Annotated in this window: 24 protein-coding genes and 1 pseudogene; 14 read left to right on the top strand and 11 right to left on the bottom strand. The window is 69.0% G+C overall.

The features are described 5' to 3' along the window. Nucleotides 1–8: 8 nt before the first annotated feature. Nucleotides 9–1037, bottom strand: coding sequence for a LacI family DNA-binding transcriptional regulator (locus ACODR1_RS17625; protein WP_488881618.1), 1029 nt, complete (start codon nucleotides 1035–1037; stop codon nucleotides 9–11). 116 nt (nucleotides 1038–1153) lie between these two features. Between ACODR1_RS17625 and ACODR1_RS17620 the strand changes: the two genes are divergently transcribed. Next, nucleotides 1154–2293 (top strand): acyltransferase family protein, encoded by a 1140-nt coding sequence (locus ACODR1_RS17620; protein WP_488881617.1) that lies wholly within the window; start codon nucleotides 1154–1156, stop codon nucleotides 2291–2293. Nucleotides 2294–2346: 53 nt separating this feature from the next. On the opposite strand, the gene ACODR1_RS17615 is transcribed toward ACODR1_RS17620, so the two are convergent. Genes ACODR1_RS17615 through kefF form a run of 3 tightly spaced genes read right to left on the bottom strand, consistent with a single transcriptional unit; the run spans nucleotide 2347 to nucleotide 5706 of the window. Continuing rightward, on the bottom strand, nucleotides 2347–3093 hold the full coding sequence (locus tag ACODR1_RS17615; protein ID WP_165262447.1) for a DUF6065 family protein: 747 nt from the start codon (nucleotides 3091–3093) through the stop codon (nucleotides 2347–2349). Nucleotides 3094–3146: 53 nt separating this feature from the next. Further along, a complete protein-coding gene (locus ACODR1_RS17610; RefSeq protein WP_488881616.1) occupies nucleotides 3147–5108 on the bottom strand; it encodes a monovalent cation:proton antiporter-2 (CPA2) family protein in 1962 nt (653 codons plus the stop codon). 4 nt (nucleotides 5109–5112) lie between these two features. Beyond that, nucleotides 5113–5706 (bottom strand): glutathione-regulated potassium-efflux system oxidoreductase KefF, encoded by a 594-nt coding sequence (gene kefF / locus ACODR1_RS17605; protein WP_165799218.1) that lies wholly within the window; start codon nucleotides 5704–5706, stop codon nucleotides 5113–5115. 108 nt (nucleotides 5707–5814) lie between these two features. On the opposite strand from kefF, the gene ACODR1_RS17600 reads away from it, so the two are divergent. Together ACODR1_RS17600 and ACODR1_RS17595 are read left to right on the top strand one after the other, a co-directional pair. Then, nucleotides 5815–6534 carry a CoA transferase subunit A gene (locus ACODR1_RS17600; protein WP_488881615.1) on the top strand — a complete coding sequence of 240 codons (720 nt, stop codon included), beginning with the start codon at nucleotides 5815–5817 and terminating at the stop codon, nucleotides 6532–6534. Then, nucleotides 6534–7175, top strand: coding sequence for a 3-oxoacid CoA-transferase subunit B (locus tag ACODR1_RS17595; protein ID WP_488881614.1), 642 nt, complete (start codon nucleotides 6534–6536; stop codon nucleotides 7173–7175). The genes ACODR1_RS17600 and ACODR1_RS17595 overlap by 1 nt, the downstream gene beginning before the upstream one ends. Before the next feature lie 7 nt (nucleotides 7176–7182). Here ACODR1_RS17595 and ACODR1_RS17590 read toward each other — a convergent pair. Then, nucleotides 7183–7350 (bottom strand): annotated as a pseudogene (locus tag ACODR1_RS17590) (hypothetical protein); the annotation flags it as partial. A 55-nt stretch (nucleotides 7351–7405) separates the two neighbouring features. Here ACODR1_RS17590 and ACODR1_RS17585 point away from each other — a divergent pair. From ACODR1_RS17585 to ACODR1_RS17555, 7 genes are all read left to right on the top strand, one after another. After that, nucleotides 7406–7906 (top strand): DinB family protein, encoded by a 501-nt coding sequence (locus ACODR1_RS17585; protein ID WP_488881613.1) that lies wholly within the window; start codon nucleotides 7406–7408, stop codon nucleotides 7904–7906. A gap of 84 nt (nucleotides 7907–7990) precedes the next feature. Next, complete coding sequence (locus tag ACODR1_RS17580) at nucleotides 7991–8917, top strand: alpha/beta hydrolase (RefSeq protein WP_488881612.1); 927 nt, start codon at nucleotides 7991–7993, stop codon at nucleotides 8915–8917. A 56-nt stretch (nucleotides 8918–8973) separates the two neighbouring features. Further along, nucleotides 8974–9444 (top strand): SRPBCC family protein, encoded by a 471-nt coding sequence (locus ACODR1_RS17575; protein WP_488881611.1) that lies wholly within the window; start codon nucleotides 8974–8976, stop codon nucleotides 9442–9444. Beyond that, nucleotides 9441–9902 (top strand): iron-sulfur cluster assembly scaffold protein, encoded by a 462-nt coding sequence (locus ACODR1_RS17570; protein WP_488881610.1) that lies wholly within the window; start codon nucleotides 9441–9443, stop codon nucleotides 9900–9902. The genes ACODR1_RS17575 and ACODR1_RS17570 overlap by 4 nt, the downstream gene beginning before the upstream one ends. 55 nt (nucleotides 9903–9957) lie before the next feature. After that, nucleotides 9958–10212 carry a membrane protein insertion efficiency factor YidD gene (gene yidD / locus ACODR1_RS17565; protein WP_101716378.1) on the top strand — a complete coding sequence of 85 codons (255 nt, stop codon included), beginning with the start codon at nucleotides 9958–9960 and terminating at the stop codon, nucleotides 10210–10212. Further along, complete coding sequence (gene thrS, locus ACODR1_RS17560) at nucleotides 10209–12185, top strand: threonine--tRNA ligase (RefSeq protein ID WP_488881609.1); 1977 nt, start codon at nucleotides 10209–10211, stop codon at nucleotides 12183–12185. Before yidD ends, thrS begins: the two co-directional genes overlap by 4 nt. Before the next feature lies 1 nt (nucleotide 12186). Continuing rightward, nucleotides 12187–13110: a glycosyltransferase family 2 protein gene (locus ACODR1_RS17555; RefSeq protein ID WP_488881608.1), complete on the top strand. Its 924-nt coding sequence runs from the start codon at nucleotides 12187–12189 to the stop codon at nucleotides 13108–13110. On the opposite strand, the gene ACODR1_RS17550 is transcribed toward ACODR1_RS17555, so the two are convergent. The 5 genes from ACODR1_RS17550 to ACODR1_RS17530 all read right to left on the bottom strand — a co-directional run bounded on the left by ACODR1_RS17550 (nucleotide 13107) and on the right by ACODR1_RS17530 (nucleotide 16622). Then, the gene (locus ACODR1_RS17550; RefSeq protein ID WP_488881607.1) at nucleotides 13107–13649 is read right to left on the bottom strand and encodes a DUF4166 domain-containing protein; all 543 of its coding nucleotides are present in this window, start codon (nucleotides 13647–13649) and stop codon (nucleotides 13107–13109) included. The two genes, ACODR1_RS17555 and ACODR1_RS17550, sit on opposite strands and share 4 nt — an antisense overlap. After that, complete coding sequence (locus ACODR1_RS17545; protein WP_488881606.1) at nucleotides 13646–14068, bottom strand: thiol-disulfide oxidoreductase DCC family protein; 423 nt, start codon at nucleotides 14066–14068, stop codon at nucleotides 13646–13648. The genes ACODR1_RS17550 and ACODR1_RS17545 overlap by 4 nt, the downstream gene beginning before the upstream one ends. Continuing rightward, nucleotides 14065–14610, bottom strand: a complete 546-nt coding sequence (locus tag ACODR1_RS17540) for an SRPBCC family protein (RefSeq protein ID WP_488881605.1) — start codon at nucleotides 14608–14610, stop codon at nucleotides 14065–14067. Before ACODR1_RS17540 ends, ACODR1_RS17545 begins: the two co-directional genes overlap by 4 nt. 50 nt (nucleotides 14611–14660) lie before the next feature. Beyond that, nucleotides 14661–15650 (bottom strand): UDP-glucose 4-epimerase GalE, encoded by a 990-nt coding sequence (gene galE, locus ACODR1_RS17535; protein ID WP_488881604.1) that lies wholly within the window; start codon nucleotides 15648–15650, stop codon nucleotides 14661–14663. 93 nt (nucleotides 15651–15743) lie between these two features. Beyond that, nucleotides 15744–16622: an isoaspartyl peptidase/L-asparaginase family protein gene (locus ACODR1_RS17530; RefSeq protein WP_488881603.1), complete on the bottom strand. Its 879-nt coding sequence runs from the start codon at nucleotides 16620–16622 to the stop codon at nucleotides 15744–15746. A gap of 69 nt (nucleotides 16623–16691) precedes the next feature. Between ACODR1_RS17530 and ACODR1_RS17525 the strand changes: the two genes are divergently transcribed. The 4 genes from ACODR1_RS17525 to ACODR1_RS17510 all read left to right on the top strand — a co-directional run bounded on the left by ACODR1_RS17525 (nucleotide 16692) and on the right by ACODR1_RS17510 (nucleotide 20112). Continuing rightward, the gene (locus ACODR1_RS17525) at nucleotides 16692–17690 is read left to right on the top strand and encodes an NADPH:quinone oxidoreductase family protein (RefSeq protein ID WP_488881602.1); all 999 of its coding nucleotides are present in this window, start codon (nucleotides 16692–16694) and stop codon (nucleotides 17688–17690) included. A 293-nt stretch (nucleotides 17691–17983) separates the two neighbouring features. After that, nucleotides 17984–18892 (top strand): WecB/TagA/CpsF family glycosyltransferase, encoded by a 909-nt coding sequence (locus ACODR1_RS17520; protein ID WP_488881601.1) that lies wholly within the window; start codon nucleotides 17984–17986, stop codon nucleotides 18890–18892. 21 nt (nucleotides 18893–18913) lie between these two features. Then, nucleotides 18914–19132 (top strand): hypothetical protein, encoded by a 219-nt coding sequence (locus tag ACODR1_RS17515; RefSeq protein ID WP_488881600.1) that lies wholly within the window; start codon nucleotides 18914–18916, stop codon nucleotides 19130–19132. Nucleotides 19133–19221: 89 nt separating this feature from the next. Next, on the top strand, nucleotides 19222–20112 hold the full coding sequence (locus tag ACODR1_RS17510; RefSeq protein ID WP_488881599.1) for an SDR family NAD(P)-dependent oxidoreductase: 891 nt from the start codon (nucleotides 19222–19224) through the stop codon (nucleotides 20110–20112). A gap of 4 nt (nucleotides 20113–20116) precedes the next feature. On the opposite strand, the gene ACODR1_RS17505 is transcribed toward ACODR1_RS17510, so the two are convergent. Beyond that, on the bottom strand, nucleotides 20117–21094 hold the full coding sequence (locus ACODR1_RS17505) for an NAD-dependent epimerase/dehydratase family protein (protein ID WP_488881598.1): 978 nt from the start codon (nucleotides 21092–21094) through the stop codon (nucleotides 20117–20119). Nucleotides 21095–21149: the final 55 nt, after the last annotated feature.

Genomic DNA, 21149 nt, shown 5'->3' with positions numbered 1-21149 from the left:
CGTGCGGTTCAGGCCGAGGCGCGCTCCACCAGGTCATAGGCTTCCAGCACGTCTGCCGGCGGTTCCTCGCCGGCCGGGCGGCGCAGCGCGTCCAGCAGCAGGTCCAGCGCCCGACCGGTCATGCGGTCGATCGGCTGGCGCACCGTGGTCAGGGGCGGCCAGACGCGCGTCGCCAGCAAAGTGTCGTCGAACCCGGCCACCGCCAGGTCGCGCGGCAGGGAAAGCCCCCGGCGATGCGCCACCCACAGCGCCCCGGCGGCCATGTCGTCATTGGCCGCGACGATGGCGTCGGGCGGTTCTCGCAGGGCCAGCAGCCGTTCGGTCGCGGCCAGGCCGGACTCGAAGGTGAATCGCCCCTCGACCACCAGCTCTTCCGGCAGCGACAGGCCGTGGGCCGCCAGCGCCGCGCGGCAGCCCTCCAGTCGCTCGACGCTGTCGGAATGGTCCTGCGGGCCGGCGATGACGGCGATGCGCCGTCGCCCCTTGGCGGCCAGCCGTTCGGTGACGGCGTACGAGGCCGCGCGATTGTCTATGCGCACGGTGATCATGTCGGGCAGGGGCGCGGCGGTGGCGATCGAGGCGGTGGCCAGGCCGAGCGAGGCGAACGCGGTCGAGCCGCTCAGCACCGTGTCGAACGGCGGCAGCAGCAGAAGCGCGTCCGCGCCCGAGCGCTGCAAGGCGCGCGCGACCTCCAGCGCCTCGGCGGGCGAGCCGGCCTTGCGGGTGATCAGCTGCAGGCCGCGCTCGGCGCTGGCCACGGCGGCGGCGGCCAGCACGGCGTGGATGAACATGCTGTCGACCCCGGCATAGAGCAGGCCCACCCGCGCCGGCGCAGCGCCCACCAGCCTCCGCGCGGCCGAGCTGGGCACGTAGCCCAGGGCGGTGATCGCGGCCATCACCCGATCGCGGGTCTGGGCCGAAAACTTGCCCGTGCCGTTGAAGACGTTCGACACGGTCATGGCCGAGACGCCGGCCTTCTGCGCCACGTCCTTGATCGTCACCCTGGCCCGTTCGCGGGGGCGCCTGGAGCGCTGCATGGTCGTCAGGTCCTGGAGATTGGAAGGCCCACGAAACGGCGTTCCTAAAGAGGGTTGTGGTTTAACGATAAACCCAACAACCCTTCGATGCGACTCATCATCAGCGAAGCTTGCCCATGACCTCTGCCGCCGCGACCTCGACGGACGCCACCGCGCCCGCAAAGAGCCACTACGTCGTCCTCGACGGCCTGCGCGGCGTGGCCGCCTTGATGGTGGTCGCCTTCCACCTGTTCGAGGCCTATTCCGGCGGCAGCCCGCACAAGCAGATCATCAACCACGGCTACTTGGCGGTGGACTTCTTCTTCCTGCTGTCGGGCTTCGTGGTGGCCTACGCCTATGACGACCGCTGGAGCGTCATGGGCCAGTGGCAGTTCTACAAGCGCCGCCTCGTGCGCCTGCAGCCGATGATCATCATCGGCGGCCTGATCGGGGCGGCTTTGCTCGCCTTCCAGCACTCGCCGATGTTCCCCAAGCTCGAGACCGTCGCCGCCTGGCAGGTGCTCGGCGTGCTGCTGCTGAGCTTCGTGATGATCCCGCTGCGGCCCTCGGCCGAGATCCGCGGCTGGGGCGAGATCTATCCGCTGAACGGCCCGCAGTGGTCGCTGTTCTACGAGTACGTCGCCAACATCCTCTATGCCGTCGGCCTGCGGAAGCTGTCCAACCGCTGGCTCGGCGCCCTGGTCGCCGTCTCGGCCCTGGCCCTGATCGGCCTCCTTGTGCTGGGCCCGCGCGGCGACGTCATCGGCGGCTGGGCCCTGGACGCCAAGGGGATCCAGATCGGCCTGACCCGGGTGATGTTCCCGTTCTTCGCCGGCGTGCTGCTGATGCGGCTGGGCAAGCGGATCAAGGTCCGCCACGGCTTTGCGGTGTGTAGCGTGCTGCTGATCGCGGCCCTGTCGCTGCCGCGCTTCGGCGGGACCGAGCGGCTGTGGGTCAACGGCCTGTACGAGGCCGCCTGCGTGATCCTGCTGTTCCCGCTGATCGTCGCCATCGGCGCGGGCGAGAAGGACGTCGACGGCCCCAGCTTGCGGATCGCCCGTTTCTTCGGCGAACTGTCCTACCCGCTCTACATCACCCACTATCCGCTGATCTACGTCTACACCGCCTGGGTGGTGGACCATAAGATCCCCGCCGCCCAGGGCGCGCTGGTCGGCGCGGGGGTGTTCGCGGCGGCGGTGGCGATCGCCTGGGCCTGCCTCAAGCTCTACGACGAGCCGGTGCGCCGCTGGCTGGCGGGCAAGCTGCTGCGGCGGTGATCCCAATTCCTTCCCCCATCGAGGGGGAAGGGAGAGAGAGAGCAGCGTCCGCCTCAGAACCCGATCTTCGGGGCTTTCAGGCGGCGCTTGTTGACGTGGCCCTTCGGCGCGGGCGCCTCGATCTCCTCGGGCAGCTCGCCCTTGAAGTAGAAGCGCTGCCAGGCCTCCTTGGTGGCGGCCGGGTCGCGGGCGGCGATGCGGGCGTTGAACTCGCCGCGCTTTTCGGCCCAGACGTCGTACTGCTTGCGCATGTCGGGGTTGGAGTTGAAGTGCCGGATCACCGGCTGCACCGTCTCCAGCGGCTTGTCCTGGATCATGGTGATGAAGCAGAACGGCTCGCCCTTGGCGAACTTCACCGTGCCGGGGCGGGTGAAGACCCAGTTCATCGTGAAGGGGAAGGGCAGCCAGTCGGTCTCGACCAGGCCCGCCAGCGGCTGGATGCCGTCCTTGATGTGGTTGGGCGGGCCCATGGTCCAGATCAGCCAGTCCGGCGGCGTGCGGAACAGATAGCCGGTGTGGAAGGTGATCGTCCCGCGCGAGAAGTGCGACTTGACGAAGTCGTCGAAGCCCGGGTGCGGGTGGTCGGACTTGAAGGTGATGTCGTTCTGGTGGACGCCGCCGTTCCAGGTGGCCTCGAAGCCGACCGGGCACAGGATCTCCCAGCCGGTGGTGTTGGCCATGGTCAGCGGCAGGCAGCGATAGGGGTGGCGGTCGGCGAAGTTGTCCATCCAGGCCCGCTGCGGGCGCCCCGGCACGATCTCCGGCGGCCGGCTCTCGGTGGGATAGCACTCCAGATACATGCCGCTTCTTTCCCGTCGTTCCCGGGTCCCTCGGACCCCGCTTTGACCCAGCCTTAGCCCTGAGGAGGCGTTCCCGTCCAGCCGTCGGCGTCGGCCGGCTCGGCTTCTCCGCCCGCGCTTCCCTTGCGCTGGGCCAGCTTGCGCAGCTCCTCGTCGCGGGCGGCCGTGTCCCAGGCCCCGCCGGCCTCGCCCGGACGCATGCGCGCCAGGTCGGCGGCCAGCAGCCGGTCCATGGTCTGGGCCGCGTCGCGCGAGGCCAGGATGTAGGCCTCTTCTTGGCCCCACATCGGCTTGAGGTCCTCGAAGGTCTTGCGGTCGTGGCGGCGGAAGAACGAGGTGGCGCGGAAGGCCTTGTGGGCCCGGAAGCCCAGCTTCTGAAGCGCCGTCGAGCCTAGCGCCAAAGCCGCCTCGAAGGTCTCGCGCTCCACCGCGTCGGCGCCGTTGGCCAGCAGGTCGTAGGCGTGGCGGCGATCCCAGGCGCGGGCCAGGATGATCAGGTTGGGGAAGGCCCGGCGGGCGGTCTCCACCAGTTCGGCGGTCTTCTCGCGGTCGTCCAGGGCGACGATCAGCATGCGGGCGTGCTCGGCGCCAGCGGCGCGCAGCAGATCAAGGCGCGTGGCGTCGCCATAGTGCACCCGGCGGCCGAAGCGGCGCAGCAGCTCGATCTGCTCGATGTCGCTGTCCAGAACCGTCGACTTGAAGCCGTTGGCCTGCAGCAGGCGGCCGGTGATCTGCCCGAAGCGCCCGAAGCCGGCGATGATGATGTCAGGCTCGCCCTCGTCGAACTGCGGGGCCTCGGGTTCGACGTCGGGAATGGCCGCGTTGATCAGCTCGGCGATGCGTTCGTAGAGGATCATGGCCACCGGCGTCAGGGCCATCGAGACGGCGACCGTGGCGGTCAGCAGGGCGGCCAGGTCAGCGCCGATGACGCCGGCTCCGACCGTGAAGCTCAGCAGCACGAAGGCGAACTCGCCGCCCTGGGCCAGGGCCGTGGCCACGGCGGCGGCGCTGCGTCCCTGCGCGCCGGCGATGCGGGCGATGCCGAACATCACCGCGAACTTCAGGACCATCAGGCCCAGCACGAGAGCGATCAGGGTCAGGGGCTGGCGGGCGATCAGGGTCAGGTCGATGCCCGCGCCGACGGTGATGAAGAAGAGGCCCAGCAACAGGCCGCGGAACGGCTCGATGTCGGTTTCCAGTTCGCGGCGGAACTCGCTTTCGGCCAGCACCACGCCGGCCAGGAAGGCGCCCAGGGCCGGCGACAGGCCCACCGACTGCATCAGGCCGGCGACCCCGACCACGATCAGCAGCGCCGCGGCGGTGAAGATCTCGCGCAGGCGGGCCTCGGCGATGAAGCGGAAGATCGGCCGCACGATGAACCGGCCGCTGCCCACGACCACGCCCACCGCGCCCAGCACGGCCAGGCCTTGCGCCCAGGCCGGCAGGTGCGAGATCAGGCTGGCGCCGTGGCCGCCGGCGTCGCTGGCGTGGGCGTCGGGCGCCACGGTGGCCAGCAGCGGCAGCAGGGCGAACATCGGGATCACCGCCAGGTCCTGCAAAAGCAGCACGCCGAAGGCGGCGCGGCCGACCGGGCCCTGGCGCAGGCCCTTCTCGTCGAGGGTCTGCAGCACGATGGCGGTCGACGACATGGCCAAGACGAGGCCCACGGCCAGGGCCGTCTGCCAAGGCAGGCTCAGGAGATAGCCGATGGCGGCCACGGCCAGCGAGGTGCCGACCACCTGCGCCCCGCCCAGGCCGAAGATCGTCTTGCGCATCTCCCACAGGGTGGAGGGGCGCACCTCCAGGCCGATCAGGAACAGCAGGATCACCACGCCGAACTCGGCGAAGCGCATGACGTCGTGCTGCTCGCCGACCAGCGACAGCATGGCCGGGCCGATCAGCACGCCGGCGATCAGGTAGCCCAGCACCGAGCCCAGCCCCAGGCGCTTGGCGATCGGTACCGAGATGACGGCGGCGCCCAGATAGACCAGGGTCTGCTTGAGGAACGGTTCCATGTTCTTACGCTCCCTCGGCCGCGTGGTCGGCGGCCAGCAGGGCCGACATCCGCGCCTGGTAGCGCAGGGCCTCGGCCTTCAGCTGTTCGTCGTCCTTCATCGCCGCCCCGTGCACCACGAACGGCGTCTCCCAGACCATGCCGCACAGATAGGCCGTCTGCTCCAGCGGGCGCAGGAATTCGTCCAGGGTGAAGCGGTTGTAGCCCTTGGCGTGATAGGCCTGGGCCGGGCCGCCGGTGGTGCAGGCCACGAACAATCGCTTGCCCGCCAAAGCGTCGCCGCCCAGCCCGTAGGCGAAGCCGTGCAGCCACACGAGATCCAGCCACTCCTTCATCAGGGCAGGCGGCGAGTACCAGAACAGCGGGAACTGCAGGGCGATGATGTCGTGGTCGACCAGCTTCTGCTGCTCGGCCTCGATGTCGATCGAGAAGTCCGGATAGGTCTCGTACAGATCGTGGAAGGTGACGCCGGAAAGGGCCTTGGCCGCCTTGGCCAGGGCGCGATTGGCGCGCGAGCGTTCAAGCGCCGGATGCGCCAGGGTCAAGAGGGCGCCGGCGGTGGCGGGCGTCACGATCGGGGTGTTAGGGTCGGTGGTCACGCGTAACCGCCTACCGTGGTCGCATGACGGGAAAATTTATTCATCAAGGCTTGAATTTCTCCGGCCGGCGGGCGAGAGCAGTCGGCGAACGTCGCTCCGGGAGGAAGCATGGTCGACAAGGTGAAATCCGACGCCGCAGAAGCGTTGGCGGGTCTGCTGTTCGACGGCATGACCATCATGGCCGGGGGCTTTGGTCTCTGCGGCATTCCCGAAAACCTGATCGCGGCGATCCGCGAGACGGGGGTCAAGGACCTCACGGTCATCTCCAACAACTGCGGGGTCGACGGATTCGGCTTGGGCATCCTGCTGGAGAACCGTCAGATCAAGAAGATGGTCTCGTCCTATGTGGGCGAGAACAAGCTGTTCGAACAGCTATACCTGAGTGGGGAGCTCGAACTGGAGTTCAATCCGCAGGGCACGCTGGCTGAACGCATCCGCGCCGGCGGCGCGGGCATCCCGGCCTTCTTCACGCGCACCGGCTACGGCACCCTGGTGGCCGAGGGCAAGGAAACGCGCGAATTCGACGGCGAGATGTACGTGATGGAGCGCGGCCTTACCGCCGACCTCTCGATCGTCAAGGCCTGGAAGGCCGACGCCGAGGGCAATCTCGTCTACCGAAAGACCGCCCGCAACTTCAATCCGATGATGGCCACGGCCGGCAAGGCCACCGTCGTCGAGGTCGAGGAGCTGGTCGAGATCGGTGCGCTCGACAAGGACAACATCCACACCCCCGGCATCTTCGTCGACCGGCTGATCAAGGGCGCCAAGTTCGAAAAGCGCATCGAACGCGTCACCACGCGCCCCCGCGAAGCCAAGGAGCAAGCGTAATGGCCTGGACCCGCGACGAGATGGCGGCCCGCGCCGCCAAGGAGCTGCGCGACGGCTTCTACGTCAACCTCGGCATCGGCATCCCGACCCTGGTGGCCAACTACATCCCCGAGGGCATGCACGTGACGCTGCAGAGCGAGAACGGCATGCTGGGCATGGGCCCCTTTCCCTACGAGGGCGAAGAGGACGCCGACCTCATCAACGCCGGCAAGCAGACGATCACCGAGCTGGACTCGAGCTCGTACTTCAGTTCGGCCGACAGCTTCGCCATGATCCGCGGCGGCCACATCGCCCTGTCGATCCTGGGCGGCATGCAGGTGTCCGAGACCGGCGACCTGGCCAACTGGATGGTGCCCGGCAAGATGGTCAAGGGCATGGGCGGGGCCATGGACCTGGTGGCCGGCGTCAAGCGCGTCGTGGTGGTCATGGACCACTGCGAGAAGTCGGGCGCGCCCAAGCTGCTCAAGGCCTGCTCGCTGCCGCTGACCGGCGCCGGCGTCGTGGATTTGCTGATCACCGAACTTGGCGTCTTCGAGATCAACCGCGGCAAGACCCCGGTGAAGCTGATCGAGCTGGCGCCGGGCGTGTCGGTCGAGGAGGTCCAGGCCAAGACCGAGGCGGCGTTCGAGGTGGCGGTTTAGGACGAAACCCTCTCCCAGAGGGAGAGGGAGGGGCCCGCCGCGGAGCGGTGGGAGGGTGAGGGGTTACGAGGTCTGACGGCGTGCCGGCGCTCCGTCGGACGCCGTAACCCCTCACCCCGGCGCTCTCCCTATGGGAGAGGAGGCATGCTGTCCCCCGCCTTGCGCCTCCAGCCAAGCTGCGCCATCTGCGCTCCGGGCGCCCGCAACTCGCCCGAGTCCGGAGCCGACCCATGCGCGACTACTTTTCCCTGATGGCCGGCTACAACGCCTGGGCCAACGCTCGCCTGCTGGAGGCCTGCGAGGCCCTGCCGGCCGGGGGCTTCACCGCCGATCGCGGCGGCTTCTTCGGCTCGATCGCCGGCACGCTGAACCACCTGCTGGTCACCGACCGTATCTGGACGGCGCGCCTGGCCGGAACGCCGCTGCCGCCGTACGGCCTGGACGCCCTGCTGTTCACCGATCTGGCCGAGTTGCGCGCCGCCCGCGACGTCGAGGACGCGGCTCTCGTCGCCTATGTCGCCGGCCTCACCGACGAGGCCTGCGCTGGCCAGTTCCGCTGGGTGCGCAAGGCCGACGGCGTCGAGGTGGTGGGTCCGCTGTGGAAGACCCTGGCTCACCTCTTCAACCACCAGACCCACCATCGCGGCCAGGCCCACGACCTGATCGGCCAGGCGGGGCTGCAAACCCCGTCGCTCGACCTGCCTGTCTATCAGCGCGAGGTCGGGGCCTGAGCCCCCGCTTCGTGCTCGCCAAGGCCGAGTTTCGCCACATTCACCCCTAGGGTGCCCCGGTGCAGCTTTCAGGGGAGTCGGGGCATGCGGGCGTTTGGACTGGCGATGACGCTATTGGCGGCGGGCGTGCTGTCGGCCTGCACCGAAAAGGCCGACGCCCAGTCGCCGCCGCCGGCCGCGGCCTCCGCCGCTCAGGTCGAAGGCGGTCCCTACGTCCTGAAGGGCACCCAGGTCTGGACCGTGCCCGATCCCGTTTCGGGCCGCGACTACGAGGTCTTCGTCAGCTTGCCGGCCAGCTATGAGGCCAGTCCCCAGCGCCGCTATCCTGTGGTCTTCGTCACCGACGCCGACTACGCTTTCCCGATCATCCGCCAGGTCGCGCGGCGGGTGAACCTGGATGGACCGGTGATCGAGGAATTCATCCTCGTGGGGCTGTCCTACTCCCGCGGAGACAATGGCGTCGTCAGCCGCAACCGCGACTACACACCCACGCCCAACGGCCCCCGCAACGCCAGCGCCACCGTCCACGGCCAGGGACCAGCCTATCAGGCCTATCTGAAGAGCCAGGTGATCCCCTTCGTCGAGGGTCGCTTCCGCGCCGATCCGGCTCGGCGGGTGCTGCTGGGCCATTCCTATGGCGGCTTGCTGGGCGCGCAGGTCCTGTTCACCGACCCGGCGATGTTCCACACCTATGTGCTGGGCAGTCCGTCCTTCTGGTTCGACAAGCGCCACATGATGACGATGGAGGCCGACTACGCCCGCGCCCACAAGGACCTGCCGGCCGACGTCTTCATGTATGTCGGCGGCTACGAGACGCCGGGGGCCAGTTCGCGCAACTCCACCGGCCCCGACATGGTCGCCGACATGAAGACCATGGAGCAGGTGCTGAAGTCGCACGGCTATCCGGGTCTGAAGGTTCGCTCGACCGTGCTTGAGGGCGAGGATCACCTCACCGTGGCCCCGGTCGGCTTCACCCGCGCCCTGATGGCCGTGCTGCCGGCCAAGCCCTGATGGCGGGATCAATTCACGCCTGTAGCTCCACCCCCTGGATGTGCTAGATCGCGAGCATGAAACGCGCCGTCGAGCACCGTATCGGGGTCCAGGCCCCCGCCGAGATCGTCTGGGAAGTCGTGTCCGAGTTCGAGCGCTGGCACGAGTGGAACCCGCTCTATGTCAAGGCCGCCGGCCAGTTGAAGATCGGCACCGCCCTGACCCTGGAAGAGGCCATCGGCGATCGCCCGGTCAAGGTGATCCAGCCGGTCGTCCAGGACTGGGTGCCGTTCGAGCAACTGCACTGGCGCAGCCAGCGCCTGGGCGGCTTCGTCACGGCGATCCGCTATCTGGAAGTCGAGAACATGGGCGAGAGCAACGCCACCTTCTCGAACGGCGAGCTGTTCATGGGGCTGCTGGTGAAGTGGATCTCCAAGGACGAGCGCCGCGCCCTGAAGGCGGCCTTCACGGCCATGGGCGAGGCGGTGCGCGACCGCGCCGAGGCCCTCTGGCAGGCGCGAACGGCCGCCCCATCTGAAGTCGGATGATCGACGATCTCTACAGCGCCAGGATCCTGACGCTCGTGGCCAACATGCCGCGAGCCGGGCGCCTGGCCGCGCCCGACGCCAGCGCCGACCGCACGGCCAAGCTGTGCGGCAGCCGGATCATCGTCGATGTCGTGGTCGAGGACGGCAAGGTCGCCGACTTCGCCCAGGAGGTCGCCGCCTGCGCCCTGGGCCAGGCCAGCGCCGCGGTGCTGGGCGCCCACGTGATCGGGGCGGATCTTGCCGAACTTGAGTTGGCCCGCGACGCCCTGGCCGCTATGCTGAAAACGAACGGCCCGCACCCTGCGGGCCGCTTTGCGGAGCTCGCCGTGCTGGAGCCGGTCAAGGACTATCCCGCCCGTCACGCATCGACGCTTCTGGCGTTCGAGGCGGCGGTCGAGGCTGTCCGTAAGGCCACAGGGGCGACCCAAACGCGAACTAGCAGCGCCGGCGCCGCTTGATCGGAGCTTTTCGCGGGTGCGATAAGTCCCCGACTCCGTTCGCGAAAGCGCCGGCATGAGCCTTTATCACCGCGTCGTCGACTTCGGCCTGCGCGCCTACAAGTTGACGCTCTCGCCTCTCATCGGGCGCCAGTGCCGCTATCTGCCGACCTGTTCGGAGTATGCGGCCCAGGCGCTCAAGGATCACGGACCCGCCAAGGGGTCCTGGCTCGCTCTGCGACGGATTTGCCGATGCAATCCGTTCGGGGGCTGGGGGTACGACCCGCCGCCCCCGCCGCGCGAGCCGCGCAAGTGGATGTGTGAAGAATGATCGATCTGGTTTTCCCCGACGGCTCCTCCCGTCAGTACCCCGACGGCTCGACGGGGCGGGACGTCGCCGCGGCCATTTCCAAGTCACTTGAGAAGAAGGCCCTGCTGATCAAGCTGGACGGCCAGGTGCTCGACCTCGACCGGGCGCTGACGCCCGACCTGCTGGCCGGCGAGCGCAAGTTCGAGATCCTGACGCGTGAGGCGCCCGAGGCCCTCGAGACCATCCGCCACGACACCGCCCACGTGCTGGCCGAGGCCGTGCAGGAGCTGTTCCCCGGCACCCAGGTGACGATCGGCCCGAACGTCGAGGACGGCTTCTACTACGACTTCGCCCGCGACGAGCCGTTCAGCCTGGACGACCTGGCGACGATCGAAAAGCGCATGAAGGAGATCGTCGACCGCGACGAGAAGATCACGCGCGAGGTCTGGGACCGCGACGAGGCGATCAAGCACTTCGACGGGATCGGCGAGCAATACAAGGCCCAGATCATCCGCGACCTGCCGGGCACGGACACGATCACGGTCTATCGCCAGGGGAACTGGAAGGATCTCTGCCGCGGCCCTCACCTGCCGTCGACCAAGCATGTCGGCAAGGCCTTCAAGCTGACCAAGCTGGCCGGCGCTTACTGGCGCGGTGACCAGAACAACGCCCAGCTGCAACGCATCTACGGCACGAGCTGGGCTTCGGAGGCCGATCTCGAGGCCTATCTGAAGCGCATCGAGGAAGCCGAGAAGCGCGATCACCGCAAGCTGGGCAAGGCGCTGGGCCTCTTCCACATGCAGGAAGAGGGCCGGGGCATGGTCTTCTGGCACCCCAAGGGCTGGAAGCTCTGGCAGAACCTCGAAGCCTACATGCGCCGCAGCCTCGACCGCGCCGGCTATATCGAGGTCAAGACGCCCCAGGTTCTGGACAAGACCTTCTGGGAGAACTCGGGCCACTGGGACAAGTACCGCGCCAACATGTTCGTCTGCGAGACGGTCGAAGGCGAGATCCTGTCCCTCAAGCCGATGAACTGCCCGGGCCACGTGCAGATCTGGAACGTCGGCCAGCGCTCGTATCGCGAACTGCCGATGCGCATGGCCGAGTTCGGCGCCTGTCACCGCTACGAGCCGTCGGGCGCCCTGCACGGCCTGATGCGGGTGCGCGCCTTCACCCAGGACGACGCCCACATCTTCTGCCGCGAGGACCAGATCGTCGAGGAGACGGAACGCTTCATCCGTCTGACGCGGATGATCCACGCCGATCTCGGCATGACGACCAAGTATATCGCCCTGGCCACGCGTCCGGAACTGCGCGCCGGTTCGGACGAGTTCTGGGACAAGGCCGAGGGCATGCTGGCCGAGGCCGCGCGCCTGGCCGGCGTCGAGCCGGTGATCGCCGAGGGCGACGGCGCCTTCTACGCGCCCAAGCTCGACTTCATCGTCCAGGACGCCATCGGTCGCGAGTGGACCTGCGGCACGCTGCAACTCGACTACGTTCTACCGGAACGTTTGGGCGCCGAGTACGTTGCCGAAGATGGATCCAAGAAGCGGCCGGTGATGCTGCATCGCGCGATCCTGGGGTCGTTCGAGCGGTTCATCGGTATTCTGTTGGAAAACTACGCGGGCCACTTGCCGCTTTGGCTGGCGCCGACGCAAATCGTTGTGGCGACGATTACGTCGGACGCTGACGATTACGCGCGCACTGTCGTCGAACGGTTGACGGCGATGGGATTGCGCGCGGAGGTCGACCTGCGTAACGAGAAGATCAACTACAAGATTCGCGAGCACAGCCTCGCCAAGGTTCCTGTGATCGCGGTGGTCGGACGTAAGGAAGCGGAGACGGGGCAAGTCGCCCTGCGGCGCCTGGGCGGCGAGGGTCAGCAGATCCTTTCGCTCGACGAAGCGCTGTCCGTGCTCGTCCAGGAAGCCACGCCGCCCGACCTCGCTCGCGCCCGCGCGCCGCAATCCACGCGGGAGCCTGTCCAGGTCTGACATGAACAGTATTCTCCCGTCCTTTACGGTGCTCGCCGCAGGCGCGCGTCCCGCCAAGCCCTTGGTCTCGGTGGTGATGGTCGTCTATTGGACGGGAGAAGCGCTGGTCGAAAGCATCCGCCACGTGCTGGCCGAGCCGATGGTCGACGAGTTCGTCATCGTCGACAACGGCTCGCCGCCGGAGGACGTCGACATGCTGCGGGCGCTGGGCCTGACCGAGCCGCGCGTCCAGCTGGTGCAGGGCCACGGCAATGTCGGCTTCGCCAAGGGCGCCAATCTCGGCGCCTCGGTGGCCCAGGGCGAATACCTGATCTTCCTCAATCCCGACGCCAACCTGCAGCCCGACTGCGTGCCGTCCATGGTCTCGGCCTTCCGCGGTCAGCCGGTGCCTACGGTGATGGGCGCGCGGGTCATGAACATCGACGGCACCGAGCAGCGCGGCGGTCGTCGCGGCGAGGTGACGCCGGTCACCACCCTGCTCAGCCTCTCGCAGCTCAGCCAGAAGGTGGCGCGCTTCAAGCGCTTCGAGATCCACCGCGAACACGAGCCGCTGCCGGCCGAACCGACCCAGATGCCGACCATCTCCGGCGCCTGTTTCGCCCTGCGGCGTTCGGACTTCGACTCCCTGGCCGGCTTCGACGAAGGCTATTTCCTGCACGTCGAGGACGTCGACCTGTGCTGGCGCGCCCGCCAGGCCGGCGGCCAGGTTCTGTTCCATCCCAACGCGCGGGTCATCCACCTGGGCCACACCAGCCTGGAGCACCCGGTCAAGGTCGAGTTCCACAAGGGCGTGGGCCTGGCGCGCTACTTCATCAAGCGGGCCGACAACATCCAGCGCTATGCGCTGGCGGTGATGCTGGCGCCGCTGATCCTGGGCCTGTCGGTCTGCCGCCCCGCGATCAACGCGCGCCTGCGCAAGGGCTAGTCCCCGACCGGCCGCGCCAGCTTGCCGGCATAGCCGAAGATCACGCCCAGCCAAGGATGGGCGACCAGCACGCGGAAGCGGTAGGTTCCGTCGCGCTCGAAGATCCGCGCCCGGCTGCGCGGCGCCCAGGCGGCGGGCAGGGGCAGCACCCCAAGGCGCCAGCCCTCGAAGATCCAGCGGAAGCCGCTGATGCAAGGCTCGGCGTGGAAGCGGAAGGTCAGGAGGCCGACCGTCTCCTCGAAGGCGCGCGGATCTCCGGCTGAGGGGCGAACGCGGGACAGAAAGGCGCGAGGGCCGAACCGGCGCGTCCAGACCTCGCCCCGGCCCGGAAGGGGACAGATGAACACCGCCGTGTCGTGGAAGCCAGGCCCGGGCAAGCCCTGCAGCCGCCGGACCAGCGCCGCCGCCCCGCCATCGCCCCGCGCCCGCGCATGACCGTGAAGACCGACGGGCCGCTCGCCCTGGTGGACGGCGCGCACGGTGGCGGGCAGGCTTTCGAACGCCCCGCCCAAAGCGCCGGGGAACAGGCCCCCGCTCATGTCGCCGGCGGCTCCAGCACGAAGCGGGCCCGCTGGGCAGGCGTCGGGACCATGCAGGTCGAGCGCTTGCCCATCAGTCGGTAGCGGTTGGCGGCCAGCCAGTCGTAGCCGGCGTCCAGCCAGGTCCTGGGCAGCAAGGCGACCACGGCCGCCACCCCCGACCACGGCGCGCCCAGCCGGCGCAGCAGGGCCAGGATCGCGGCGCTTTTTTCCAGGGCCTTGCCGCCGTCGAGATAGAGGAAGCTGGCCGGATGGTCCGGATCGATCCCGTGAGCGATCGCCAGAGCCCGGCCATAGTCCGACTGGATCGGCGTGAAGCGCATGATCCCCTTGCGATCGATCGCCAGCACCGCCCGCACCGAGCCCGAGCACAGGTTGCAGACCCCGTCGAACAGCCACAGCGGCTCGGGAGCGTTCATCGGCCAGGCTCCAGGCATTCGCGTTTCAGGGCCTGCAGGGCGGCCGGCACGTCGCGCCGCATGGCCGCCGCCGCCATTCCGGCCGGCAGGCCGAACGGGGCGCTGACCTTGTTTTCGTAGACCACGCGCGTCGCCGCCCCGTCGTCCAGCGGCGTCAGCAGCCACTGGCCCTCGCAGTCGTCGATGTCGCCGCCGATGCAGCGAAAGCCGATGCGCCGGCCGGGCTCCAGCTCCAGCCGCGACACCGAGCGCAGCATGGGCGAGAACAGGCCGCGCTTGATCCAGTGCTCGCGGGTCTCGGCGCGGCCGTCGGGCGAGCGGTCCAGCACCGTGCAGCGCTTGACGCTGGGGGTCATGCGAGCGGCCAGGCGGCAGTCGAGAATTGTGCGCCACACCCGCTCGGGCGAGGCGGGAATGTCGATGACGGCCCGTACCTCGCCGCGCCCGTCGGCGCCTGCCCGCACCTGGGCCGCCACGCCGTCCCCCGCAATTGCCGGAGGCGTCGCGACCAGCCAGATCAGGGCGAGGGCCAAGCCATGCATGGACCCAGGCTAGAAGGTTTCCACCCTCGCGGGAAAGCCGCTTTCGCGCCTCAGCGTTTGAGCGTGGTCGCGCCGTTGGCGTGCCAGGCCCAGGCGTGCTGGATGATGTCGTCCAGTCCATAGCGCGGGGTCCAGCCCAGCAGGGCGCGGGCCTTGTCGCTGTCGGCCACCAGGATCGGGGCGTCGCCGTCGCGGCGGGTGACGCTTTCCAGCGGGAAGTGGCGGTTGGAGCGCCGCTCGATCGCCGCCACCAGCTCGCGCACCGAGGTGCCTTCGCCGGTGCCCAGGTTGAAGGCCGTGCTGTGCTTGCCGTCCAGCAGCCACCTCAGCGCCGAGACGTGGGCGTCGGCCAGGTCCAGCACGTGGACGTAGTCGCGGATGCAGGTGCCGTCGCGGGTGTCGTAGTCGCTGCCGTAGAGGGTGAACTTGTCGCGCTCGCCCCGGGCGGCGGCGATGGCCAGCGGGATGGCGTGGGTTTCCGGCTCGTGCTTCTCGCCGATCCGCCCCTCGGGATCGGCCCCGGCGGCGTTGAAATAGCGCAGCACCACCGAGCGGAAGCCCTTGTAACGGTCCATGTCGCGCAGGATCTGCTCGACCATGAGCTTGCTGCGGCCGTAGGGATTGAGCGGCGCCTGCGGGTGGGTCTCGTCCATCGGGAGGGTCACCGGCGGACCGTAGGTGGCGCAGGTCGACGAGAACACCAGCTTGTTGACGCCGGCCTTGCGGGCGGCCTCGATCAGGGTGATCGCCCCGCCGACATTGGTCCCGTAGAAGGCGCCGGGCTCGGCGATCGAGAAGGCGACCTCGACGAAGGCGGCGAAGTGGATCACCGCCACGGGCTGGTGCTTGGCGAAGACTTCGGCCAGGCGCACCGGGTCGTTGACGTCGCCAACCTCCAGCGGACCCCACTGGACGAACTCCTCCCAGCCGTTGCTGAGGTTGTCGTAGACCACGGGCGTGAAGCCGGCCTCGGCCAGTCGCAGGCAGGTATGCGAGCCGATATAGCCCGCGCCGCCGGCCACGAGGATGGCTTGGCTCAAGGTCGCGCTCCGATTTCCATTACGAGTCCGTGGGTTGCCCCATCCTGTCCCTTCTTGGCGCGGGACGGGACGGGGTCAAGAGGGAAGGCTTGCTCAGAAGGCTTCGGCCAGGATCGTCCCGTCGGGCATCAGGGCCGCGCGCTTGAGGCCGCTGGAGGCGAACGGCATGGCGACATTGCCGTCGCGGTCCACCGACACCAGGCCGCCGTGGCCGCCCAGGTCGGCGACGCCCTGGATGGCGCCGGCCGCCGCTTCGTCCAGGCCCTGGCCGCCGAAGCGGATGCGGTGGGCGATCTGCGCGCCCACGGCCGTGCGGATGAAATATTCGCCCTGGCCGGTGCACGACACCGCGGCCCAGCCGTCGGCCCAGGCCCCGGCCCCGATGATCGGGCTGTCGCCCACCCGGCCCGGCAGCTTGCCGAATACGCCGGCGGTCGAGGTGGCGGCGGCGAGGCGGCCGTCCTGGTCCAGCGCCACGCAGCCCACCGTGCCGGTGGGAAGTCCGCCGGGAGGAGCGTTGTCCTCGAAGGCTCCGGCGCGGGTGTAGTAGGTCTCGGGATCGGAGATCGTTTCCAGGCCCTGGGCGCGGGCGAAGGCCATGGCGCCCTCGCCGGCCAGCATCACGTGCGGGGTCTGGTCCATCACCGCCCGGGCGGCGCGGATCGGGCTGGCGAAGCCCTGCAGGGCGGCCACCGAGCCGGCGCGGCTGGTGGCGCCGTCCATCAGGCTGGCGTCCAGCTCGTACGCGCCGTCGGCGTTGGGCGAGGCGCCCTTGCCGGCGATGTAGAGGCCCGAGGCCTCCAGCGCCGCGACCGTCTCCACCACCACGTCCAGGGCGCTGGCGCCCGCCGCCAGCCGCTCGCGTCCGGCCTCGATCAGGCCGCGCATGTGGGCAATCTCGACGCAGTAGTCATGGCCGCGCTTGGCGCCGGCGCCGCCGTGCAGGGCGAGGGTAAAACGTTTGTTTGACATTTGGCTTTCTCGACCGTCCGGCCTGGGTTAGCGTCGCGCCTTCTAAATAAGAAATGCGGGAGAAGCGAGATGAAGGCGGTGCTCAGCAAGGCGGTCGGCGGTCCCGAGACCCTGGTGCTGGAAGACCTGCCCGATCCGGTCCCCGCGCCCGGTCAGGTGCTGATCGAGGTCAAGGCCTGCGGGGTCAACTATCCCGACCTGCTGATCATCCAGGACATGTACCAGTTCAAGCCGCAGCGCCCCTTCGCCCCCGGCGGCGAGGTGTCGGGCGTGGTCGCGGCCCTGGGCGAGGGCGTCACCAGCCTCTCGGTCGGCCAACGGGTGCTGGCCTCCACCGGCTGGGGCGGCATGGCCGACAAGCTGGCCGTCGAGGCCGCCCGCTGCACGCCGATCCCCGACGCCATGCCCTTCGACGAGGCCTCGGCCTTCATCCTGACCTACGGCACCTCGTACTACGCCCTGAAGGACCGCGGCTTCCTCAAGCCCGGCCAGACCCTGCTGGTGCTGGGCGCGGCCGGCGGCGTGGGCCTTGCGGCGGTGGAACTGGGCAAGGCCATGGGCGCGCGGGTCATCGCCGCCGCCTCCAGCCAGGAGAAGGTCGATCTCGCCATCTCGCGCGGCGCCGACGCGGGCGTGGTCTACGCCCGCGGCCCCTTCGACAAGGACGGCCAGAAGGCCCTGGCCGACCAGCTGAAGGCCGCCTGTGGTCCCAATGGCTGGGACGTGGCCTATGACGCGGTCGGCGGCGACTATTCCGAAGCCACCATCCGCGCCGCCGGCTGGGGCGGCCGGATGCTGGTCATCGGCTTCCCGTCGGGCATCCCGAAGATCCCGCTGAACCTGACCTTGTTGAAGTCGTGCGACATCGTCGGCGTGTTCTGGGGCGCGGCCGTGGCCCGCGATCCGGCCGGCCATGCGGCCAATGTGCGCGAACTGATGGACCTCTACGCCGCCGGCAAGATCAAGCCCTACGTCTCCGAGCGCTTCCCCCTGGAAAAGGCCGGCGACGCCATCGCCCACCTCGCCAGCCGCAAGGCCATGGGCAAGGTGGTGGTGACGGTAGGGTAGGGGCTGGCGTTTCCGAAGACCCTCTCCCAGAGGGAGAGGGAGCATTTTCGCTCTGCCTCCTGCCAAAGCCAGGTCCGTCGCTTTGAACTGGGTCGCCGGCGGCAGGTCCTCTCCCTGCAACAGGCGTGAAGCGAGCTGCCATGGTTAAGTTTTCGCAAATCACCCGTCTGCCGTCCCGTTCTGAAACAACAGTAAAATCATACGGTTAAACGGTCGGTAAGGACGTCCCTTAGCAAAGCGGTGAGATCAACTGGGCTATTGCTGCTCTTCGAATAGTCGGAGGCGGCGTTCAGATGTTCCTTCCTGCTCGCGACGCGTTTCCCGTGGAGGCGCGCCGCCCGTACCGTATGAACCGGCGTCCCGAGGAGCGCGTGAAGGTGCTCGGGGGCGAGATGGATCTCGTGCGCCCGGAAGAGGTCTTCCACTTCGTGGCTGGCCGGATCGCGGGCGGCAAGGGCGCGATCGTCGCCAACCACAACCTGCACAGCCTGTATCTGCTGCAGAAGGACCCGCAGGTCGTCGACTTCTTCAAGGCCGCCGAGCTGATCGAGGTCGACAGCGTGCCGCTGATCTTCTGGGCGCGCATCGTCGGCCGGGCCAGCCGCCGCTTCCACCGCTGCACCTATCTCGACTGGCGCAACGACTTCTGGGCGCGGGCGACCAAGGAGAACTGGAAGGTGTTCTTCGTCGGCGGCGCTCCGGGCGTGGCCGATGCGGCGCTGGAAAACATCCGCCGCGACTGGCCAGCCGCCCAGGTCGAGAGCCATCAGGGCTATTTCGACGTCACCGACGGCTCGGCGGAAAACGAGGCGGTGGTCGCCAAGATCAAGGCCTACAAGCCCGACATCCTGTTCGTCGGCATGGGCATGCCGCGCCAGGAGAAGTGGCTGCTGGAAAACCACAGGAAGCTCGACCCCTGCGTCGGCTTCACGGTCGGCGGCGCCTTCGACTACGAGGCCGGCGTGCAACTGGCCGCGCCGCGCTGGATGGGCCAGGTGGGCATGGAGTGGCTGTTCCGGCTGATGGCCGACCCCGAGCGGCTGTTCACCCGCTACTGCGTCGAGCCCTGGCACCTGTTCGGTCCGGCCATGGTCGATGCGCGCAACGCCCTTGCGCGGCAGCTGAAGCCAGGCAAAAAGAAGAACGCCGTTCCACCGGAGGCCGCCTACCGGCGCGCCACCGATCTCGCGCTCAAGCCTTAACCTGACGTCCGTGGGGGACCCATGGGTTTGAAGATCGAAAAGAAGCCGCGCCGCCGCGCCGCCGAACGGCCCAACGCCTGGCAGCGGGTCTGCGCCGTCTTCGGCCTGGCCGGCCTGGTCCTGGCCTGGGCAGTGATGCTGGTCCCGTGCGCCCTGTGGCTGGTGTTCAGCCTGGTCGTGCGTCGCCCGGCTCAGGGCCGTCCGCCGTTCGGCCGCGCCTCGACCGCTGACGCCGCGTAAGGCTGGCCGCTCGCGGCGGCCCGTCCCATGATCCTCCCGCGCCAAGCGGCTCGCTTCCAGAGGCCGCGCGCCATGAGGGAGGATGCCGCATGGGCGGACGTCTGGACGGCAAGGTCGCCGTCGTCACCGGGGCCTGCTCGGGCATAGGCCTGGGAACCGTCGAACTGTTCGTCGCCCAGGGCGCGAAGGTCGTCGCCGCCGACCTGCAGGCCGAAAAGGGCGCGATCCTCGAGCGGCGCTTTCCAGAGGCCGTGCGCTTCTCGCGCTGCGACGTCACCGTCGAGGACGACATCGCCGCCGCGATCGGCCTGGCGACGCAGCTCTTCGGCGGGCTCGACGTCCTGTTCAACAACGCCGGCCACGGCGGCGCCCACAACGGCGTGGCCGACATGACCGGCGAGGCCTGGGACGCCACCTTCGCCGTGCTGCTGCGCGGCCCGGTGCTGGGCATGAAGCACGCCCTGCCGGCCATGCGGGCGAGGGGCGGCGGCTCGATCATCAACACCGCCTCGATCGCCGGCCTGCAGGCGGGCTTCGGACCGCTGGCCTATTCGTCGGCCAAGGCGGCGGTGATCCACATGACCCGCTGCGCGGCGGCCGAGCTGTCGCCGCTGGGCGTGCGGGTCAACGCCATCTGTCCGGGCCTGATCGCCACCTCGATCTTCGGGGCCTCGATCGGTCTTCCCCGCGAGGTGGCCGACCAGATGGCCGCCCGGGTGGCTGAGGTCGGGCCCAAGATCCAGCCGATCGCCAAGGCCGGCCTGCCCGAGGACATCGCCGCGGCGGCCCTCTATCTGGCCAGCGACGACAGCGCCTTCGTCAGCGGCACGCACATCGTCGTCGACGGCGGCATCACCATCGGCCCGCGCAGCAGCTGGGACACGCGCACGCCGTCGCCGATCCTGGCGGCCATGGGCGTCTCGCCCGAGCAGGCCCAGGCCATGCGCGAGGCGATGATCGGGGGGCAGGCGGCGGAGTAGGGGGCTAGCGGCCGTAGAAGTCGGCGTACCAGGCCGCGAAGCGCTGGAGGCCTTCCTCGACGCCGACGGCGGGCCTGTAGCCGGTCAGGGCGTGCAGCTTGGAGACGTCGGCATAGGTGGCCGGCACGTCGCCCGGCTGCATCGGCAGGAAGACCTTCTCGGCCTGGCGGCCGATGGCCGCCTCCAGGGCCGCGATCATGTCCATCAGGCCGACGGGGTTGCTGTCGCCGATGTTGTAGACCTCGTGCCCGCCGCGCGGCGGCGGGTTGTCGAGCACGCCGACGATGCCGTCGACGATGTCGTCGATATAGGTGAAGTCGCGGGCCATCCTGCCCTGGCCATAGACCTCGATCGGCTCGCCGCGCAGGATCTTCTGGGTGAAGCTGAAATAGGCCATGTCCGGCCGGCCCCAGGGGCCATAGACCGTGAAGAACCGCAGGCCCGCCTGCGGAAAGCCGTAGAGGCTGGCGTAGCTCTGGCTCAGCAGCTCGCACGAGCGCTTGGTGGCCGCGTACAGCGATACCGGGGCCTCGGCCGGGTCGGTTTCCTTGAAGCCTTCGCCGGCCAGTGGCCGCTCGCCATAGACGCTGCTGGACGAGGCGTAGACCAGGGCCTCGACCCCGCCGTGACGGCAGGCTTCCAGCACCGACAGGTGGCCGGCCAGGTTCGAGCGCTCATAGGCGAAGGGGTTGTCGATCGAGTAGCGCACGCCGGCCTGGGCGGCCAGGTGGACGATCCGCTTTGCGCCCGACGTCTTGACCAGCGCCAGCAGGGCCTCGTGCTCGGCGATGTCCATGCGGACCATCGTAAAGCCCGGGCGGCCCTCCAGGCGCGCGGCCCGGGCGTCTTTCAGGGCCGGGTCGTAGTAGGCGTTGAAGACGTCGACGCCGATCACCGTCTCGCCGCGGTCGAGCAGGCGCTCGACCACGTGCATGCCGATGAAGCCGGCCGCGCCGGTGACGATGACGGGTCCGGCGCTCACGCCCCGCGCCCCACCGAGGCGTAGGTAAAGCCGTGGCGGACCATTTCGTGGGGCT

Source organism: Caulobacter sp. FG7, assembly GCF_057808875.1.
This window is presented reverse-complemented; position numbering and strand designations above follow the sequence as displayed.

Excerpts from the sequence above, each read along its gene's own strand:
- ACODR1_RS17625 (WP_488881618.1), bottom strand. The coding sequence starts at position 1,037 with ATGCAGCGCTCCAGGCGCCCCCGCGAACGGGCCAGGGTGACGATCAAG.
- ACODR1_RS17620 (WP_488881617.1), top strand. The coding sequence starts at position 1,154 with ATGACCTCTGCCGCCGCGACCTCGACGGACGCCACCGCGCCCGCAAAG.
- ACODR1_RS17615 (WP_165262447.1), bottom strand. The coding sequence starts at position 3,093 with ATGTATCTGGAGTGCTATCCCACCGAGAGCCGGCCGCCGGAGATCGTG.
- ACODR1_RS17610 (WP_488881616.1), bottom strand. The coding sequence starts at position 5,108 with ATGGAACCGTTCCTCAAGCAGACCCTGGTCTATCTGGGCGCCGCCGTC.
- ACODR1_RS17600 (WP_488881615.1), top strand. The coding sequence starts at position 5,815 with ATGGTCGACAAGGTGAAATCCGACGCCGCAGAAGCGTTGGCGGGTCTG.
- ACODR1_RS17595 (WP_488881614.1), top strand. The coding sequence starts at position 6,534 with ATGGCCTGGACCCGCGACGAGATGGCGGCCCGCGCCGCCAAGGAGCTG.
- ACODR1_RS17585 (WP_488881613.1), top strand. The coding sequence starts at position 7,406 with ATGCGCGACTACTTTTCCCTGATGGCCGGCTACAACGCCTGGGCCAAC.
- ACODR1_RS17580 (WP_488881612.1), top strand. The coding sequence starts at position 7,991 with ATGCGGGCGTTTGGACTGGCGATGACGCTATTGGCGGCGGGCGTGCTG.
- ACODR1_RS17575 (WP_488881611.1), top strand. The coding sequence starts at position 8,974 with ATGAAACGCGCCGTCGAGCACCGTATCGGGGTCCAGGCCCCCGCCGAG.
- ACODR1_RS17570 (WP_488881610.1), top strand. The coding sequence starts at position 9,441 with ATGATCGACGATCTCTACAGCGCCAGGATCCTGACGCTCGTGGCCAAC.
- yidD (WP_101716378.1), top strand. The coding sequence starts at position 9,958 with ATGAGCCTTTATCACCGCGTCGTCGACTTCGGCCTGCGCGCCTACAAG.
- thrS (WP_488881609.1), top strand. The coding sequence starts at position 10,209 with ATGATCGATCTGGTTTTCCCCGACGGCTCCTCCCGTCAGTACCCCGAC.
- ACODR1_RS17555 (WP_488881608.1), top strand. The coding sequence starts at position 12,187 with ATGAACAGTATTCTCCCGTCCTTTACGGTGCTCGCCGCAGGCGCGCGT.
- ACODR1_RS17550 (WP_488881607.1), bottom strand. The coding sequence starts at position 13,649 with ATGAGCGGGGGCCTGTTCCCCGGCGCTTTGGGCGGGGCGTTCGAAAGC.
- ACODR1_RS17545 (WP_488881606.1), bottom strand. The coding sequence starts at position 14,068 with ATGAACGCTCCCGAGCCGCTGTGGCTGTTCGACGGGGTCTGCAACCTG.
- ACODR1_RS17540 (WP_488881605.1), bottom strand. The coding sequence starts at position 14,610 with ATGCATGGCTTGGCCCTCGCCCTGATCTGGCTGGTCGCGACGCCTCCG.
- ACODR1_RS17530 (WP_488881603.1), bottom strand. The coding sequence starts at position 16,622 with ATGTCAAACAAACGTTTTACCCTCGCCCTGCACGGCGGCGCCGGCGCC.
- ACODR1_RS17525 (WP_488881602.1), top strand. The coding sequence starts at position 16,692 with ATGAAGGCGGTGCTCAGCAAGGCGGTCGGCGGTCCCGAGACCCTGGTG.
- ACODR1_RS17520 (WP_488881601.1), top strand. The coding sequence starts at position 17,984 with ATGTTCCTTCCTGCTCGCGACGCGTTTCCCGTGGAGGCGCGCCGCCCG.
- ACODR1_RS17515 (WP_488881600.1), top strand. The coding sequence starts at position 18,914 with ATGGGTTTGAAGATCGAAAAGAAGCCGCGCCGCCGCGCCGCCGAACGG.
- ACODR1_RS17510 (WP_488881599.1), top strand. The coding sequence starts at position 19,222 with ATGGGCGGACGTCTGGACGGCAAGGTCGCCGTCGTCACCGGGGCCTGC.